This window comes from Nocardia sp. NPDC058705 (assembly GCF_042749305.1).
Classification (GTDB): domain Bacteria; phylum Actinomycetota; class Actinomycetes; order Mycobacteriales; family Mycobacteriaceae; genus Nocardia.
In genome coordinates, this window is the sequence record NZ_JBHYRN010000033.1 from 14,159 (window position 1) to 30,479 (window position 16,321).

Below are 16,321 nucleotides of genomic sequence, written 5' to 3' on the forward strand. Positions count from 1 at the left end.
TCTTGGAATGCTTCGAGGATCGCCTACTCGCCGCGCAGGTCGGCGGCGAGTAGGTCTGCCAGTGCTTGTTTGAGGGTTGTGGTGCGGTCGGCGGCCGCTGTGACCAGCTTCTCCCAGTGTTTGTTGGCGAGAGCGGCACCGACACGGGCGACCAGAGTCGTGTAGAGAGCTTTGCTGGCAGTGACTGTGCCGTCGTCGGCGACGTCGAACTTGTTCGCGGTGGCGTCGTCGGCGTACTTGACTACGACGAACCGGTGCGCGGAAATGTCTTGTGCGGCAGTGGCAGCCGCGGTGGCTGCGGTGTTCAGCGCGTTGACGAGTTTGGCGGTTTCGGTGCTGAAGCCGCGGGCGCGGGTGCGCATGGCATCGCCGGATTCGCGTTGCCAATAGGCGTCGGACTGCACCGCGTCGGAGACGACGATGATTCGCTCGTTCTCGATCTTCTGTGCCGCTGCCAGCCAGGCCCCGGCATGTTGGCTGAGGGGTTCAGTGTTCCAGCTGCGTGCTCGCGAGACCGTGATGGGCGCGACGGCGCCGGTGTTCGGGCTCACTGGATGGCCTGCGCTTGTTGGGCGATGTCGTCGGCGATGGTTTCGTCCTTGCCGGTGACCTCGCTGACCGCGACCAAGCTGAGTTGGCCGATCGAGCGCACGTCAGCGGTTGCAAGTTGTTGGGCGTTGGCGGCGATCTCATTGACCGTGGTGCACATCGCGGCTGTCAACGAGCCCGGAAGTGCGGCGCCGAGCAGGTCGGCATTGCCGTCCACATCGACCAACGCGACGGCATTGGCAGCTTGATGAAACCCCTGCCCGAGCGTGCGCACCTGGTCAGGATCAAATTCGAACGACGTCACGTGATTCCCCTTCAACGAAGCAAGCCGTCTCCCATTCGGGCTGCTTGCGGGCGATTCTGCCATACTGTTTGCACACTAGTGGTGGGTCGGAGACCGGGGGATGAGTATGTCTTCAGACGCGAATCAGGTGGATCTACTCACCTTCGCGCTGAGTGAGCAGCGGACGATCATGACCGATCCGACGAACTCGGTCACGGTCGAGTTGACCGGCGACGGCTCGATCAAGGCGATCCGGTTGTCCGAGGCCGGTCATCGGATGGCTGCGGCGATGGTGGCTGAGCTGGTCGTTTCGTTGCATACGGCGGGGTTGGCGCAGGCTCAGCAAGCGATCGAGGCAGCTCTGTCAGGCGACATGGGCATGCTGTCGGAATCGAGTAGTTCGGGCTTGCTGGCCGATCCGCCCGCAGTGCCTTCGGCTGACGTCGTCACTGCCAATGATGTTGCTGCCGTAGAAGATTACCGACCTGCCGGTGTCTCGCAATCGGCGCCGACGAATCCGCCACCTTGGCCGGTCCCGGTGGAGCGCGACGTGGAGGTACGAACAGCCTCGAATCCGCCGCCGACATCGGTTCCCAGCCCGCCGACTGGTCCGGTACAGCAGCCGTCGAGTCCCCCTCCGTCTCCTGCGCGCCGAACCGACGAACTCGGCGACGAAGACGAGTACTACCGCAATTTCAGCGTGTTCGAACACGACGACCATCGCCCTCGTGGGTGATCCATTGGTGATGGGTCCAGACGCGAATGCTGGAACCCTTGACATTGCAACAAGATTGGACGGAGTCGCGGAGTGGTCGATCATGGCCGGATAGCGGACGTTCCAGCGCGCGCCAGACGAGCCGAGGGCACGGTATACGCAGTCAGCATCGCGGTCATTGTCGGATTGATGGGACTGTTGACCTGGAAGTCGATCGATACCGGGATAGATGCTCCGTCGCGGGTTCAGGTTGCCTTCGTGACGATTTCCTTGATCACCGTTGCGGCATCGATCTTCGCCGTCGTCGTTTTGTGGACGGGGCAACGCATGCCACCACTGGTTCGCTTCGCCGCAATGTCGATCTTGGTGCTGAATACGTCGGTCTTCCTGACTTCCGGCGGCTGGTTGGCCATCGATACCGGAGCAGCGGGTCTGCTCATCGTCCTCGCGCCGATCGGTCTGGGGATGGCCAGAGTGATCAAATGTGTACCCGCAACTGCGCGTTGATGTTTCGACGACAACAAGCACCGATCGCCCACGTGAGCGATCGGTGGCGTTGGATTACTAAGGATCACTGCGCACTGCTCGGATAGGGCCCCGTCCCGCGGCCACACCTCGCACGTACGCGTCGCCTCAATGAAGTGCAGCACGAGATCGGCAGCGACCGCATTCCGGCGCCCCTGGTAGTAATCGCGTCCGTGAGCTGGCGTGACGAGTGGGACCAGATCCAGGCGCGGTTGCGGCAGAGTTTGCCGGTGCGTGAGGACCCCGACTTGTCGGCGGTACTGCGGTTAGCCGCTGATCCCGATACCACCGCCACGGTGATCGGCGCGGGCAAGGAACCGATCCGCTTGTATTGCGCACTGACCCAGCGGAATGCGGTAGCGCTGGCCCAAATGCCGGGCCCGGCAGACGAATCCGGTGGCAACGTCATCGTTCGGACCGGCACGCATACATCGGTGGCGACGTGGGTGGCACGCTTTGCCGGGGACCAGCCCGCTGGTAGCGCACCTCCCATGTCGGAATCGGTTGCCGCACTGAACACCCCAACCCAAGCACTCGGCCTGGACTACGGGGAGGTATCGACGGGCGACCGCATCCACGATCTACTGAATGCCGCCCGCACCGGACAGGGCTATATCGAGGTCGAACGCGGCCGCCACCACCCCGACGGACCGACCCGCAAGCATGTGAGCTGGTTCGATGTCGAGAACGACGGCCGGTACGTGTACCGGTACCGGCACGCCGAACTCACCGTCGAACCGTGCTCACCGACGAGGTTCGGCAATATCGTCTCACGCATGGTCGGCAGCACCGTGAATAGTCGTTGACGCCGGGCCCCTACAGTGCGCTCCTCCGCGCCGGTCCTGCCCGATGCACCCGAGCCCGGCTCGTGCGAAGCGCTGGCTGCGCGGTGTGGTGCGTGACAAGTCCTCACGCACCACCCAAGCCCGCGCCCGAGACCGCTCATCCCGTCGAATCCGGCACCACAACCCGCACTATTCGCCCCCGCACCCCCCAAGCCATCACCGAAACCCTCGCCATCCACCTCCGCGAGATCCTTGACGAACAAGCGGCGTGGCAATAGAGGCAGGGCGAAAGCAACGGGCCTTACTATCGCGACTAGTTTCCATCGAAACGTATGTAGATTATGTCAGGGCCAAACCGTTGCCACAGTTTGCGAATAACTCTAAAGCCAACACAGATACTGAAGAGTGCGGCACCGCCAACGGAGGAGTAGTTCGTCACTGCCTGCAATGGCGGCGATTGTGTACACATATTCGTAAGTATAGAGATTGTCATTGCGGTGCCGATCAGCCTCTCGCACTCGTATCTACCCCGGATTTCCGTTGCAGATAATGATGCCGTTTGTCGAATCATCATAACCCTCTTACCATCCAGGATTTCGCCCGTAGCGATTATCGTATCTAAGTAATTCATGCCTGTCCGCGGTCCACTTGAGATCAGCAATCGCGCGGTACTCTTCAGCTATATCAATATGCGTAACCGGCTCGGGAAAGTCGCACAGAACTGGCCAAATCTTGGCTGGCCGAAACGCCTTAGAGCGCCGACCATCTCGAGGGGTGTGTCCGAATTCAAATCGGGCCTTCACCCAGGATCTGATTCCTTCAATAACCACTGCTGGGTGCCATCCGTCGGAATGTTCCCATGCCCAGATCGGATCACCGGGTTCGTAACTCGACCCGGTGTTATATGCTGCTATGTATCGCAAGCCGGGACTCCAAAGCTTGATCCCCGGAACGCCGCCAATGTGTGCATACTCTGGCGGGGTCATGAATGGCTGAATCCGATATGGGTCCCAGGTTGAATCTCGCTCCACGAGCTCAATCTGGGCATCGCGAATATAACGATGGCCGAGAAAGATATTCGCTATAGTGGGGGTTCCGGGTGGTATCGACCGGTGGTTAGAGCTGTATTTATTCATAAAGGGGCTTGAGTACGCAGCGCGAACTCTGTCCGAAGCGGAACCAATGACCCGCGCAGGAATCCAAGGGTGTCCAGGGCGAGTTTCAATAAGTATCTTGTCCCCTCTGCGGAAGTCGCTGGCGCGCAAATCGCTCATCGGGCTCACTCCTCGACATCGAACAACCGAAGGTCTGTCGAGAACAAGATACTCCAGTAAATATTAAATCACGGCATGTGGATTATCGGACATGAAATGCCAAAATGCCTGGTAGCGCGATTATGTGCAGCAGCTATAACTGAGTGTGTGGGTTTTCTGGCCGCGCAGGGATGCCTGATCGGGACGGGCGCTGCGATGCCAGGTTCGCGTTCGGTCCGCTGTCACAGGTCAACGAGATGTGAGGTAGGGGTGAGTAGGGCGCCCGGAACTGTCTGTAACTGGGTGACTGGTAAGAGGACAGTCCGAGGCGAGACAGCGGCAACATTGTTTTCTCTTGAAGGGCGGAGGATTACGATCCAAGTTCAGAAAGACAACGCCTCGTCGCGGCCTACATCTGGACCCTGTTCTATGCCTTGTGCCTGATCAGGGGCCCATTCGACAGGGAGGCTCACCGGCCTGGCAATCACGGCATGAAGTGGGCGCACTTCCTGGCCAAAGACCCGGAGCTCGCCGCACGGGTACGAGCTGAGGCCGCCGCGCTGACCACCAACGGCAGCATCGCCTACGACGACGTCGCCAAGCTCGAGGTCACCGACGCGGTGATCGCCGAAGCGCTACGGCTCTGGCCTGTGGCACCGGGATTCTTCCGCGAAGCGCGCCAGGACACCACGCTCGGCGGATACCCCATCGCCGCAGGCGAGTGGGTATTCGTGCTGCTGTTGGCCGTGCACCGCGATCCCTCCGTATGGGGGGACGACGCGGAGGAGTTCCGCCCCGATCGGTGGTTGGGCGGGTTCCGGCCCAAACCTTGGGCATATCGACCATTCGGCACCGGCCCCCGCGCGTGCATCGGCCAGGCATTCGCGCTACACGAAGCGAAACTGCTGATCGCCTCACTGGTGCGCGATTACGAACTCACCGCACATGGTGAACTCGATGTCGAGGAGAACCTGACGTTGCGTCCCGCGAACCTGAAAATCGGGTTCCGTCGCGTCGACTGACGCGGGCTAGGGCCTGATTACTGGCGTGTGCGCAGGAGCGCGCGGGGATCAGCTCTCTGGGCGTCTCGTGTCTCCGCCGGACTGGATATGCTTTTTTGCCTGAATGAAGTGCAGCGCCCGAAGGCGCTGCGGACTTCCAGCCAGGTGCGCCCGGACTGGGACAGAGTCTCGCCTCAATGAAGTGCAGCGTCCGAAGGCACTGCGGGTCTTCGTCGGCGGTTTCGACCTGCTTGCCGATCACGCCTCAATGAAGTGCAGCACACGAAGGCGCTGCGGGCCTTCGGCGCGGTCATCACTCGCCGCCTTCGGGGAGCAGGCCTCAATGAAGTGCAGCGCCTGAAGGCGCTGCGGGAGGTCCCGAAACACTACCTGCTGACCAGCACGAACGTGAATCCCTGCGACTGCTCTGTCCGACACGCTCATGGACTGCGTGTTGGACCATCATCCACGGGCAGGGTATGACGTTGACCAGCGGATTCGTGCCGCGAGGGCTCGCCGGGAAGTGCAGCGCCCGAAGGCGCTGCGGGCAAGCCGTGCGGGAGAAGATCGCAGCATGGGAGCGCAAGCCTCAATGAAGTGCAGCGCCCAAAGGCGCTGGGGGCTGCACCCGCTGCGGGTGGTGGTCGACGCCCTGGTGCCTCAATGAAGTGCAGCGCCCGAAGACCCTGCGGGAGACAGTATTTCGTGTCGTTGGGCAGCTTGGTGTCGAGCCCTCTATGAAGTGAGGCACCCGGATACGCTGCGGGGTCGCCGGCCTGGTCGGTCTGCACGAGCAGCACCGAGTCGCCTCTATGAAGTGCGGCGCCGAAGGCGCTGCGGGTGCGCTACTGGCCTACGTCGACACTCTGACCGGCGCAATGCCTCAACGAAGTGCAGCGCCCGAAGGCGCTGCGGGTTGTGGGACGACATCGTTCGCAGCATCGACGCCGGGCCTCTATGAAGTGCGGCGCCCGAAGGCGCTGCGGGGTCGTCGACTCGACAAACTCAACCTTCAGAGTCTCCGTGCCTCAATGAAGTGCAGCGCCTGAAGGCGCTGCGGGGTGTCCTCGATGAGCGTGTACTGGTTGGACTGGTCGAAGCCTCAATGTAGTGCGGCGCCCGACGGCGCTGCGGGCTGTGGGGCCGGGTTCTTCTTGGCCGGGCGGTTGACGCCTCAATGAAGTGCAGCGCCCGAAGGCGCTGCAGGCCGACCTACGGTTGGTTACTCATGTGGTGGCCGCCTGAATGGGGATCGGTTCCCCGTTCAGTGCGCGCCGCTCGGGTGCGTTATCGCTGCCGAATCTGCCGACCGGGAATCGTATGATCCCTCGAACACCTCGTGCCCGCAACCAGTCTGATGCCGCCGAGCGTTTGACATCATCGGTGTCCAGATCGCTGATACCGGCCACGGCAGCGTCCCTCAGTTGCGCGGACGCGAGAATGGTTCGTAAGCGAGGCACCCACCAGCGGCCTTCCCAGACTGGGACATAGAACCATTCGCGGCGTGGTTTGCTCACGGCCAGGTGGCCGCTGGTCACCGCGTTGCCCGTCAATCGCGGTGCGATCGGGAATTGGCCGATGCCCCATAGCGCGCACCACACCAGGGCATTGTCGATCGCTCCGGGGGTCGTCATCCCGGTCGCGGAGACGCTGTCTGGGTTCCCGCCGAGTTCATCGATTGCCGATTCGCCGGTGAGTCCTGCGGCCAACAAGCCCGGTTTCCGGGTCGGGAGTTTCTCGCTCAGCGGGCGCAGTCGGTTGCCCACGAACTCCGACCCGCGGTTGCGGGGTTGCATTTCGAACCGGCTTGCACCCGCATCCTGGAGCACGACGCCCTTGAAATCGCGGTGCCAGTAACTCGGCTCGCCCAGCGCCGCCACGTAGCGCAGATCGTCCCAAGCGCGAGATTCGGTAACCGAATCGAGGATCTCCTCACGATCGTTTTGGTGCGCGCGCCACGCCTCGGCCGACTTGAAGGGGGACAATCGAGGGCTCATTGTGGCGCGTTTTTCCGGCCCGCTTGTCTTGTCAACCCACATCCTGCGTTCCGATAAACACTCGCGGATGGTCTTTTCAACGATTTCTGGCGAGAGGCCACCTGCTTCGATGCACGGCTTGCCCGAATCCCACCGCAGCGTCACCCCGTCCATCTGCGTGTGCAGGATGTCGCCGAGGCCATAGAAAGCCATGTGGTGGATGAGTATTCGCTGGTCCGCCCCACTCATGCGGAATCGGACCGGGTTCTCCTCGAGGTTGACCATCAGTGTCCTTCCGCTGACACGCAGCCGTCCGCAGCGCGGAGAACTGCTTCCAGATACGCACACACCCAGACGCCGTAGCGACGTTCGGTGCGTTCGATGAGGTCGTCCCAACCGCCCTCATCGAAAAGCACGCTGGCGATTTCGGTTGTGCGCTCGTCCGCGTAGCCACCGACAAGTTCGGTTGCGCTGTGGGGGAAGGACATGCGCCCGTGCCCGTGCGTAGTGCCGATCAGTCGCGCTGTGAGCGCGCGCGATGACCCGATCGCGTCCCATGCGTCGACGACGGACCGCTGTTCATGTCGCCAGCCCGGTGGGAGCCCGCTTCGGTCGCGTGCTCTGCGTACGCCTTGCGGAGTCGAGTTCGTGCCGCTTTTGGCCAACGGGACACCAGGCTTCGCACCTAAGCGGATCTGGAAACGCAGATCTAGTTTGCCGTCGTCGTGATGCAGAGCGGCTTCACGGAGTGCACTGACCAGGACCGCGGGTAGACCGAGAGCAGTCGCGAGGGCGACGGCGCGGCGCGCGACATCTTGTTGATGAGCGCCCAGGGTGACTGGTTCCGGGTTTGCCGTCCATTCCTGACGCATATCCTCGTCATCGACCGCGCGGCGCCCGTCGACCACGAGCACCCGGATCACGACATCGTTTGCATCGCGTTGGATGATCACGTCAGTCATGCGCGGGTAGTCGCGAAGGAGTTTCGCCGCTGGTAGAGCCATCGGGCTGCCGTCCTGGTTCCTTTCCAGCCATTCCGCGACCAGCACCTTGCCCGCACTGTCCCTCTTGTCGCGGGCAAGTTCGGCAAGGGCGTCTAACCGATCCCTGAGCTCGGCGTGCTCAGGCCGATGTGCCGGGCTCCCAGTCAGCTCGATTCGGTGGACGATCTCGCCAGCGCGCAGTTCACGTTCCAATTCCGCAGGTGCTTCGAGGACGTCGTCAGCAGCGTGACCTTCCATGTCGACGGTTACCACAGGCGGCCACTTGCGGTTTCCGGATGCGGTGAACAGCGGGGCGTCGGTGTCGACCACAATAAAGTCACTGGGCCGGACGACAGGTCTTGTTTCTCCCCCCTCGCGTCGCCATTCCAGTGGCTCGACGTCCTTACCCCGGACGCGGACGGTTCGCTGGGCGATCTCGGGGTGCGTTTTGTGTAGCCGAGACAAGGCGGTGCGGGCCGTCTTGATCGGAACGGGGAACGTTTCATGCCGACGTGGGCCAACCGCACGGAGGTAATCGAGTGCGTCGGCGGGATCTTCGGGTAGTGCGCGCACGGCGATGCCGACCCCGAAATCGGGGTCGCGATCATCGCTCAACCACAGGTCCAGCGAGGGATCGGCCGCGAGCTGGTCACTGGACCGCGCCCAATGCCAGGCTTGCCCGAGTTCTGGCCGTTGCAGCAGAATTCGCCGCGACGCGGCCGCCGGCGGCCGGTTGGCCTCGCGCAACGCCCATGGCGCGAGGCCTTCGGTCGTGAGTGCGCGGGCAGTGAGCCAATTCCATGCGTTGAGGAGGTCTTCACCGGCGTATGGGCCTGATTGTGTCTTCGCGTCGGGCGGTGTCTCGGGTCCGATCACCATGACCGGGCCGGAGTCGCGCCGACCTCGTCGATTCACCCGACCGGCTCGCTGTGCCGTCGCTGAGCCGGTTGCTAGCTCGGTGACGATTGCACTGAAATCCAGGTCAGCGCCCACCTCGAGTGACTGCGTCGAGACGATGACATCCACATCAGGACAGCCTTCGGGACTGAAGATGCTCGGAAAGTCGATCTCGAGTCGCTCGAGGTCGATGGTGCGGAGCTGGCCGCAGATCAACACCACTGTCAGTTCGCGGCCGTCGGCCTTGTGTTTCCGTAGCCGTTCGGCAACGGCTACGGCCATCGTCACGGTATTGACGAAGACTCCGACGGTGGCGTCGCCGAGCAGCCCCACGGTCTGGTTGACGATGGTCGTCGCGGTCTCGGCCGGTTTTCGCGGCCATCCCGGAACCGTCACCAGCTGGACTGGTTTCGGTCGGGTCAGCTTGTCCTTGAGCACCGGCGATTTTTCGATGTCGGTTTTGTCGACTTCGACTCGGTGACCCGAGGTGCTGTCTGGGGTCGCGGTGGTCTCGACGACTCGCAGCGGGCGCGGGCCTTCCCACGTCTGCTCCGCTACAGCGGCGAGTTCACTGACGCGTCGTGCGGTGTGGAGCAGCTGTCGGCTCAGATGCGCCTCGTCGATAACCGCCACGGAATCGATCGCGAGCAGTCCCGCCGCGCGGGCCCACGAGCGCGGCGAGGAACCATACCCACGGAACAACAGTCGACTGCCCCACATTTCCGGCGTCGCGCACAGCACAGCGGGAGCGTTCGGGTAATCGACCCAACGCTGTGAACTCGGGAGACCGCCACGAATGCGGGCCACCAACAGCGGCGACTCACCCGCACGTGCGTTTCCGTCCCGATCGCGCAGCCGCCAGAGTAACTCCGCGACAGTCGACAGCATCGGAGTCCGCGGCGCGATCAGGCGCGCCGCGAGCGCGCGGGCGTGAGCGTGTTGGTCGTCGACGAGCGCGCGTCGGTCGACAATCATCGACAGCCGTCGCGGAGGTAGTCGTTTTCCTTGCGCGACAGCCACTGCCAGCGCGAAGACATGGATGTCGATCACCGATGTCTTTCCGGCACCCGTCGGTGCGGCCAGCGTGCTGGGCCAGTCCTCGTCCACGACCTTGGCAAGGAGGCGAGACTGCCATGGGAACGGTGTGTGGTCTGGATACAGTTCGCTGAAGAACGCGCCGAAATCGTCGACGCTGAGCGCGCTAGTCATCGAAGCCCCCGAGGAATGTCTCGCCCTCCGCGTAGTCCTCGGGCACGAGCAGCCCGCCGCCCAAGTGCCGACTCTGCCCCAGGGCGATCAGAGTCGTCGGCGGGCACAGGTCGCCGAGCGATAGAACCGCACGGTAGGGGCGCACGACAGCGTTCCGATTCATTTTGTGTACGTAGTTGTGCACTCTGCTATCGGCAAGGGGCTCGGCCGAAAGCACCACCGCGCCAGCGGCATTGGCGGCGTCAACGAGCATGTTCGCCCGCGCCGAACCGGTGTCGGCGACCGCGCCGATCTGGCGCGTGCCTTGCCAGATGTAGCCCAGCGACAGCAACACCGCGTGCGTGAAAGTCCAACCGCGATAGCCGCGCATATCGGGGACAGCGGCAGGATCGGTCCGCCACAGCCGAATGGTGCCGGATTCCGGCTCCCGCCAAATCTGGTCTCCACCAATGACATCGGTCGGGCCGCACACCTCGATGGGGAATCCGCCCTTGCCTGCTGGACGTAGAATTCGCAGCCCGCTCACCGCCCGTCGCACCCCGACAATATCGGCCGGGCGCGCGCCCGAGGGAATCATGACCGCGAGTGAGGAGCGTCCGCCATTGTTGAACGCGGTCGGGGCCTGACCATCGATGATCTGGAGGGCGACTCGGTTCGACGGGCGTGACGCGCCGTCGGCGTAGTCGCCGGTGAGGATCGGCGGCGAGTCGCGGTCAAGGATCTTGATCAAGGTGCGATGCGCCGCCACCGCGACCCGCACGCGGTCCTTATCCGGGACGCGTCGAGAAAGCGGAACAACCAGCACCTCGGGCCACGGAACTTCCGCAGTACGCCGCCGAATGGCCCGGTAGCGACCAGTGCGGACGCTGCCGCTGGGCAGCGGACGACTGTTCGACCGCTCGTCGGTGCCAGCTTTATCGCTGCCGACCTTGCCAGTGCGCTCGATCAGGTGAGCGGCAGTGAGCTCGTCCAGGCGGCCCGGAGTCGGGATCTCGACATCATGACCGGGGTCGACCGCGAAGATGTCGGCATCCGGGTCGAGTTCATGCGTCGCGGCGGGTGCCTTCTCAGTGATCTCCAGCAACACTGGTGAGTCCGCCGTCCCGAGGTGCGGCACGTCGGAGCAGAGTTCACGCAACGCGCTCGCGACGTGATCGGGCGGAGGCTGCGACCACGACCAGACGAAGTCGCCGTTGACTGCGACGACACTGTCTTGCTTGCCGATCTTGCGGATCGCTTTACGCCCCGCCGCTTTCCCGATGGTGCCGTCATTCCGGTAGGCGATGGCGTCGCTCATCGTGATATGGATGGGCGGGATCGACACACTGGTCGGTGGGTTGTTCTCCAGCCACCGCAGGGCTTGGGCGTCGGTTTCGCAAGGCACCCAACCCGACTCGCCTGCCGTGGCGCGAGGACCGAATCCCGCGGCTGCCAGCAACGCCGAATACAGACGGGCCACCGACGGCATGCGGTCGACCGTGCCGTCGGGTCGACTGCCCCGGTACGTCTGCAAGGGGTAGCTCGCGACAATGGAGAACGTCATGCGGCTGACCCGTCGCCCTCGCCCGCACCCTGCACGATGGCCGGATCGCCGTCGATCCGCAGCACGACCCCATTCCACACAACATCAGCGGTCTTCTCCGCGTGTGCCAGCGCATCCGCGAGCAGCCGGTCAGCGGCGTCGACCGTCAGCGGCGCGTACTCCACAGTCGACCCGCCGCGCCCGTAGATGACCACTTCTTGTCCGTCGGCCTCCACGAGATCGCAGTTCGCCCGCAAATTCAATTCGGCGTCGGAGCGGGCGAGCCCGTTCAACGCCAGCGCTGCCAGCAGTGCCCGACAGGCCGCGTCGCCTTCGGTACCCGATCCGAACCTGATCTGGCGAAGAGCGGCGAAGCTGAGCACGTGACTGCGGATGATGCGACGGCATGCAACACCCGCGAGCGCTCCGAGATTCGGGGCGATCGCACCCAACCCGGCCGCGGACGCCTTCTTCGCCTTCTCGTCGGCGCTCGCACCGCCCAGCCCTTCGCGCTGGCGCTCCATGAGGGCCTTCAACGCTGCGGCGCTCAGCTCAATCTTCGCGCCCAGCGGATCGATTCGGCCTCCGCCCTTCATGATCTCTTCTCCGACCTTGTTCGGCGGGGCGCAGAATCCGATGATCTCGCCGGTTACGATGCTGCGCCACCTGCCTTGCTGCGCTTTGCGATGCGAATCCCACGAGCCGAAGACGATGCTGATCGGGCTAGCGTCGAACAGCGCTCGCGCGTCGCTGGGAGACGAATCGCGCAGCGAGCGATAGAAGTCCAGCTGGGTGGTGGGCGTTCCATCGACGTACCCCGCACGGAAGTGGGCATCGAACCCGCGGTGCGGCATTTCGACGTCAGACAGTTCGATCAGTTTGCCCGCGCGGTCGTAGCTCACCAGCAAGCGCGGCATCCGCGAGAGCGTCTCGTGGCCGTCGTGGATCGCTTTGGCCAACTCGGCTTCAAACCGATTGAGTTGACTCTGTTTTGAATCGATGAGAACCACGTCGGCCAACTCGCCGTCGTCGTAGCGCTTCTCATAAGCGTAGGTGCCGTAGTCGCTCTTCGACGCGAACTTCGCGGGGGCCACGGCAGCATGTGGCCCGGCCGCTGGCAGCAAATCGGTGTTTGAAGTGAGACAGCCTGCGCCCCCGGCTGATACGGCCTCGATCAGATCGGCGTGCTCGATCGTTTTCCTTGTCATGTCCCCTGCTTTCGATGGTTTCGCCCAGCTTGGCGGGCTTTACAAGAGGCGACTCCGTCAGTGTCTGGAGTGCAAAGCGCCCGATCTCCCGCCGAGCCCCACGGGCTCGCTGGACACTGTGCACCACGGCACCGACAGGTTGTCAGTGTAAGGAATCAAGACATACTTGACCCTCTGCTATCAGGTGACGCTTGACGGATCAGGTGGTTTGACGCCTGCGCCGGTGACGTAGAAACGAGTGATGGGTTTGAGGTTGCGTCGCGGTCGAACGGCGATCTCTTCCTCGCCGAGCAGGATGCGATAGTGGGTGTCCTCGATGACGACGGTGACGGTCTGGCCGCGGTAACGCGGCCCGCGTTTGATGTTCTGTTTGGCGACCATGATGTTGCCGCTGGCATGGACTTTCCGCTGCGCGCGTAAGCCTCCCGGCGCTATCGGAGGTAGCGGTAAGGGGTGCGTCGCGCTGCGGGTGCCGGGTAGCTGGCCGAGTCGGTCGATGGTGATCGGGCATGGCCATGTTCCGATCAGAGCGTGGTCGGCGATGGCATGCATCAAGTGGCCGTCGAGGCGTAGCGTGACCCGCTGCCCGCAATGGGCAACTCCGACGAGATGCTTTGTGTTAGCGATGGATACGAGCCCGTTGCGATCAACGGTGCGATCGATCTCGATGGCCTCGCCAGCGCGGACTGTTGCAACGCCCTTGCCGGCGGTGCGCCGTAAGGCGGGATGGCTTGGTTCTGGGCCAGCCCGTCGAGCTCCTCGCATCGCGAGATGTTGCAGGTCCTGTGCCAGCAGCCGTGATCCGAGCGTTCGGATGACTTCGCCATCGACGCTGACGTGGATGCTGCGCAGGTCAACCCATACTGTGACCGTTCGCCCGGCCATGCTTCGATGCAACGCGACCGTTTGTCGTCCGGAACGAATTTGGATGCTGCCGCTGGCCGTAACACGGGCCTCAAACTCCACCGCCGTGGCGTCGCCGGCGAGGCGAGGCGGTTCGATCACCCCGACGACCAGTGACTCGGCGGACTCGTCGACCGGCTCGGCCGCGATGCAGGTATCGAGGCGGGTGGGACCGTTGGGACGGAAAAGCTGTGAGGGTGTGGCCATGTCGATGCCTTGGTGGGGGCGGTGTTGGTTGTAGGCCTGCACCCACCCGTTGATCGAGTGTTGGGCCGCGTCGATCGATTCGAACGGTGCCGTGTCATCAAGGAATTCGGTGCGAAGCGTCCTGTGGAACCGTTCGATTTTGCCTGTCGTGGTTGGTGATCGGGGCTTGGTCAACCGTTGCTTGATGCCGTTTTCCCGGCAGATCCGCTCGAACAGGACCTCGACTGGTTGGGGTTTGAGGTAGCGGCCGGTGAACTGGCCGCCGTTGTCGGTCAACACTTCCGCGGGCACACCGTAGCGACGCATGGCCGCGAGGAACGCTTCGCTGACCTCACGCGCGGAGGGTGTTGCCAGCAGCGCTGACACGACGACGAACCGTGAGTGATCGTCGATGCCGGTCAACAGTTTGCACTCGCGACCGTTTGCCAGTTGTATTCCGCCGACGATGTCGAGCTGCCATAGATGCATCGGTGCCTCGCGCTGCCACCGCCGGTACTTACGTCGATGCTGCTGGGTTTGATTGTTCACCAATGCGTTTCGGACCAAGACCCGGTGCACCGTGGGACGTGAGGGTGGCGCGGCGATCCCGCGGCGAGCGAGTTCGTAGCTGATCCGGCGCGCTCCCCACCGGGGATGCTCACGGCGCAGAGCGCAGATCACTGCTTCGATCTCGGCCGATATCTTGGTCGGGCTGTGGTGCGGGCGCCGGGAACGATCGGCCAGCCCGGTCATTCCTTCGTCTTTGAACCGTTTGCGCCAGGTATCCACAGATTGGCGTGTGGTGCCGTAGCGGGCTGCGACCTCCCCGATCGGTGAACCGCCCAACACCTCGCACACTGCGCGGTACCGGTACTCCGCTGTTGTCTTCTGATCCACGAGCGCCACCCTCGGCTGGCGTTGACAGTGGAAGCACCACACCACGAGGTTGCCGGAACGTCAAGCATCAGTTGATAACACGCAGTCAAGGAAGTCCTGAGTCCATACATCGACACAGGTTTGGCCGAGCAAGCTCAGGGCCTCGGCAAATGCAGGACTTGCGGGCGCTCGGGTAGATCCGGAAGAGGCGTTCCCTCCTGGCCTCTTTCGGTCGAGGAGACACCGCAATCTGTCACCCCTATCCGCAGACAACCGGTTTGTCCGCCAACCCAGCGGGAGATCGCGGTCAGCCAGACCGCGTCGCTCGAACCGCCCGACGGCACTGCGTCTGGCCAGACCCGTAGCGCCTTCGAGTGCGCCACTTCATTGAGGTGCCTTAGACGCGGACCGTTACAGCAGAATCGGCGGCGCGCGTGAGAACACCAGATGATCTGGCTCCGTGATCATCTGACCCTGAGCCTTCGCGAGAGCTAGCCCAGACCGCAAAGCCCGGCGAGCCCTCGCGGCACGAACCCGCTGGTCAACGTCATACCTAGCCCGTGGATGATGGTCCAACACGTAGTCCATGAGCGTGTCGGACGGAGCGCTCGCAGGGGTTCACGTTCGTGCTGGTCAGCAGGTAGTGTTTCCGGACCCTCCCGCAACGCCTTCGGGCGCTGCACTTCATTGAGGCTCAAGCCAACACGCCGAGCACGCGATCGAGTCTACCCGCAACGCCTTCGGGCGCTGCACTTCATTGAGGCGCGGCTGCCCCTGGCTCCGACCGGGGAGGGGGGTCCCACCCGCAACGCCTTCGGGCGCTGCACTTCATTGAGGCCAGTTCTAGAACTTCCGTTCGGGTGGTTCAGTGCTCGCCCCGCAACGCCTTCGGGCGCTGCACTTCATTGAGGCCCTCGACCGCCGGTACGTTGACCCGAAGATCGGTCGCCCCGCAACGCCTTCGGGCGCTGCACTTCATTGAGGCCTGGCGCGTTGACTACACCCCCCTAGGGGGGTACGGTCCCGCAACGCCTTCGGGCGCTGCACTTCATTGAGGCCCTCCCGGTCAGTAGCCGGGGGGGCAGGGGATACCCCCGCAACGCCTTCGGGCGCTGCACTTCATTGAGGCCGCGACCCCACCGTGAAGTTCGGCGGCCAGGAAGTCGGCCCGCAACGCCTTCGGGCGCTGCACTTCATTGAGGCGCCGGATAGTGGGGGAGTCCTTCTTAGCGAACCGAACCCCCGCAACGCCTTCGGGCGCTGCACTTCATTGAGGCCCGGTGATCGTACATTGTGACCCCGTGACCTAGACCCGCAACGCCTTCGGGCGCTGCACTTCATTGAGGCAGACATCCGTGCACGCCCCGGATCTGCTCCCTCGCTGCCCGCAACGCCTTCGGGCGCTGCACTTCATTGAGGCTCTGGATTGCCTGCCATGTGGCCCCCTTCG

The 16,321-nt window shown here is 63.5% G+C and carries 12 protein-coding genes and 1 CRISPR repeat array (1 of these 13 only partly in view); of the genes, 5 read left to right on the forward strand and 7 right to left on the reverse strand.

The genetic code is table 11. The annotated features are described in order from the left end of the window. Positions 1 to 23: 23 nt before the first annotated feature. Both ACFW6D_RS27910 and ACFW6D_RS27915 read right to left on the reverse strand, forming a co-directional pair. Complete coding sequence (locus ACFW6D_RS27910; RefSeq protein WP_379332934.1) at positions 24 to 551, reverse strand: hypothetical protein; 528 nt, start codon at positions 549 to 551, stop codon at positions 24 to 26. After that, complete coding sequence (locus ACFW6D_RS27915; protein WP_379332936.1) at positions 548 to 853, reverse strand: hypothetical protein; 306 nt, start codon at positions 851 to 853, stop codon at positions 548 to 550. Before ACFW6D_RS27915 ends, ACFW6D_RS27910 begins: the two co-directional genes overlap by 4 nt. Positions 854 to 953: 100 nt before the next feature. Between ACFW6D_RS27915 and ACFW6D_RS27920 the strand changes: the two genes are divergently transcribed. The 5 genes from ACFW6D_RS27920 (at position 954) to ACFW6D_RS27940 (ending at position 5,132) form a co-directional block, all read left to right on the forward strand. Next, on the forward strand, positions 954 to 1,568 hold the full coding sequence (locus ACFW6D_RS27920; RefSeq protein ID WP_379332938.1) for a hypothetical protein: 615 nt from the start codon (positions 954 to 956) through the stop codon (positions 1,566 to 1,568). Between the two features lie 72 nt (positions 1,569 to 1,640). Next, positions 1,641 to 2,054 (forward strand): hypothetical protein, encoded by a 414-nt coding sequence (locus ACFW6D_RS27925; protein ID WP_379332940.1) that lies wholly within the window; start codon positions 1,641 to 1,643, stop codon positions 2,052 to 2,054. Positions 2,055 to 2,188: 134 nt separating this feature from the next. Further along, entirely contained in the window at positions 2,189 to 2,878 is a 690-nt protein-coding gene (locus ACFW6D_RS27930; RefSeq protein WP_379332942.1) for an ESX secretion-associated protein EspG, read from the forward strand. Positions 2,879 to 2,970: 92 nt separating this feature from the next. Further along, positions 2,971 to 3,135, forward strand: coding sequence for a hypothetical protein (locus ACFW6D_RS27935; RefSeq protein WP_379332944.1), 165 nt, complete (start codon positions 2,971 to 2,973; stop codon positions 3,133 to 3,135). A 1,466-nt stretch (positions 3,136 to 4,601) separates the two neighbouring features. Continuing rightward, positions 4,602 to 5,132, forward strand: a complete 531-nt coding sequence (locus ACFW6D_RS27940) for a cytochrome P450 (RefSeq protein WP_379332946.1) — start codon at positions 4,602 to 4,604, stop codon at positions 5,130 to 5,132. Between the two features lie 1,205 nt (positions 5,133 to 6,337). On the opposite strand, the gene ACFW6D_RS27945 is transcribed toward ACFW6D_RS27940, so the two are convergent. The 5 genes from ACFW6D_RS27945 to ACFW6D_RS27965 all read right to left on the reverse strand — a co-directional run bounded on the left by ACFW6D_RS27945 (position 6,338) and on the right by ACFW6D_RS27965 (position 14,892). Then, positions 6,338 to 7,372 carry a hypothetical protein gene (locus tag ACFW6D_RS27945; protein ID WP_379332948.1) on the reverse strand — a complete coding sequence of 345 codons (1,035 nt, stop codon included), beginning with the start codon at positions 7,370 to 7,372 and terminating at the stop codon, positions 6,338 to 6,340. After that, the gene (gene cas3u / locus ACFW6D_RS27950; RefSeq protein ID WP_379332950.1) at positions 7,372 to 10,176 is read right to left on the reverse strand and encodes a type I-U CRISPR-associated helicase/endonuclease Cas3; all 2,805 of its coding nucleotides are present in this window, start codon (positions 10,174 to 10,176) and stop codon (positions 7,372 to 7,374) included. Before cas3u ends, ACFW6D_RS27945 begins: the two co-directional genes overlap by 1 nt. Next, positions 10,169 to 11,719: a type I-U CRISPR-associated protein Csb2 gene (gene csb2, locus ACFW6D_RS27955; RefSeq protein ID WP_379333017.1), complete on the reverse strand. Its 1,551-nt coding sequence runs from the start codon at positions 11,717 to 11,719 to the stop codon at positions 10,169 to 10,171. The genes cas3u and csb2 overlap by 8 nt, the downstream gene beginning before the upstream one ends. Further along, the gene (gene cas7u, locus ACFW6D_RS27960; protein ID WP_379332952.1) at positions 11,716 to 12,906 is read right to left on the reverse strand and encodes a type I-U CRISPR-associated RAMP protein Csb1/Cas7u; all 1,191 of its coding nucleotides are present in this window, start codon (positions 12,904 to 12,906) and stop codon (positions 11,716 to 11,718) included. The genes csb2 and cas7u overlap by 4 nt, the downstream gene beginning before the upstream one ends. 180 nt (positions 12,907 to 13,086) lie before the next feature. Continuing rightward, a complete protein-coding gene (locus tag ACFW6D_RS27965; RefSeq protein WP_379332954.1) occupies positions 13,087 to 14,892 on the reverse strand; it encodes an IS481 family transposase in 1,806 nt (601 codons plus the stop codon). Between the two features lie 637 nt (positions 14,893 to 15,529). Continuing rightward, a CRISPR array of direct repeats spans positions 15,530 to 16,321; the repeat unit is 36 nt; unit sequence CCCGCAACGCCTTCGGGCGCTGCACTTCATTGAGGC (it continues 773 nt past the right edge of the window).

Excerpts from the sequence above, each read along its gene's own strand:
- csb2 (WP_379333017.1), bottom strand. The coding sequence starts at position 11,719 with ATGACGTTCTCCATTGTCGCGAGCTACCCCTTGCAGACGTACCGGGGC.
- cas3u (WP_379332950.1), bottom strand. The coding sequence starts at position 10,176 with ATGACTAGCGCGCTCAGCGTCGACGATTTCGGCGCGTTCTTCAGCGAA.
- ACFW6D_RS27940 (WP_379332946.1), top strand. The coding sequence starts at position 4,602 with ATGAAGTGGGCGCACTTCCTGGCCAAAGACCCGGAGCTCGCCGCACGG.
- ACFW6D_RS27945 (WP_379332948.1), bottom strand. The coding sequence starts at position 7,372 with ATGGTCAACCTCGAGGAGAACCCGGTCCGATTCCGCATGAGTGGGGCG.
- ACFW6D_RS27920 (WP_379332938.1), top strand. The coding sequence starts at position 954 with ATGAGTATGTCTTCAGACGCGAATCAGGTGGATCTACTCACCTTCGCG.
- cas7u (WP_379332952.1), bottom strand. The coding sequence starts at position 12,906 with ATGACAAGGAAAACGATCGAGCACGCCGATCTGATCGAGGCCGTATCA.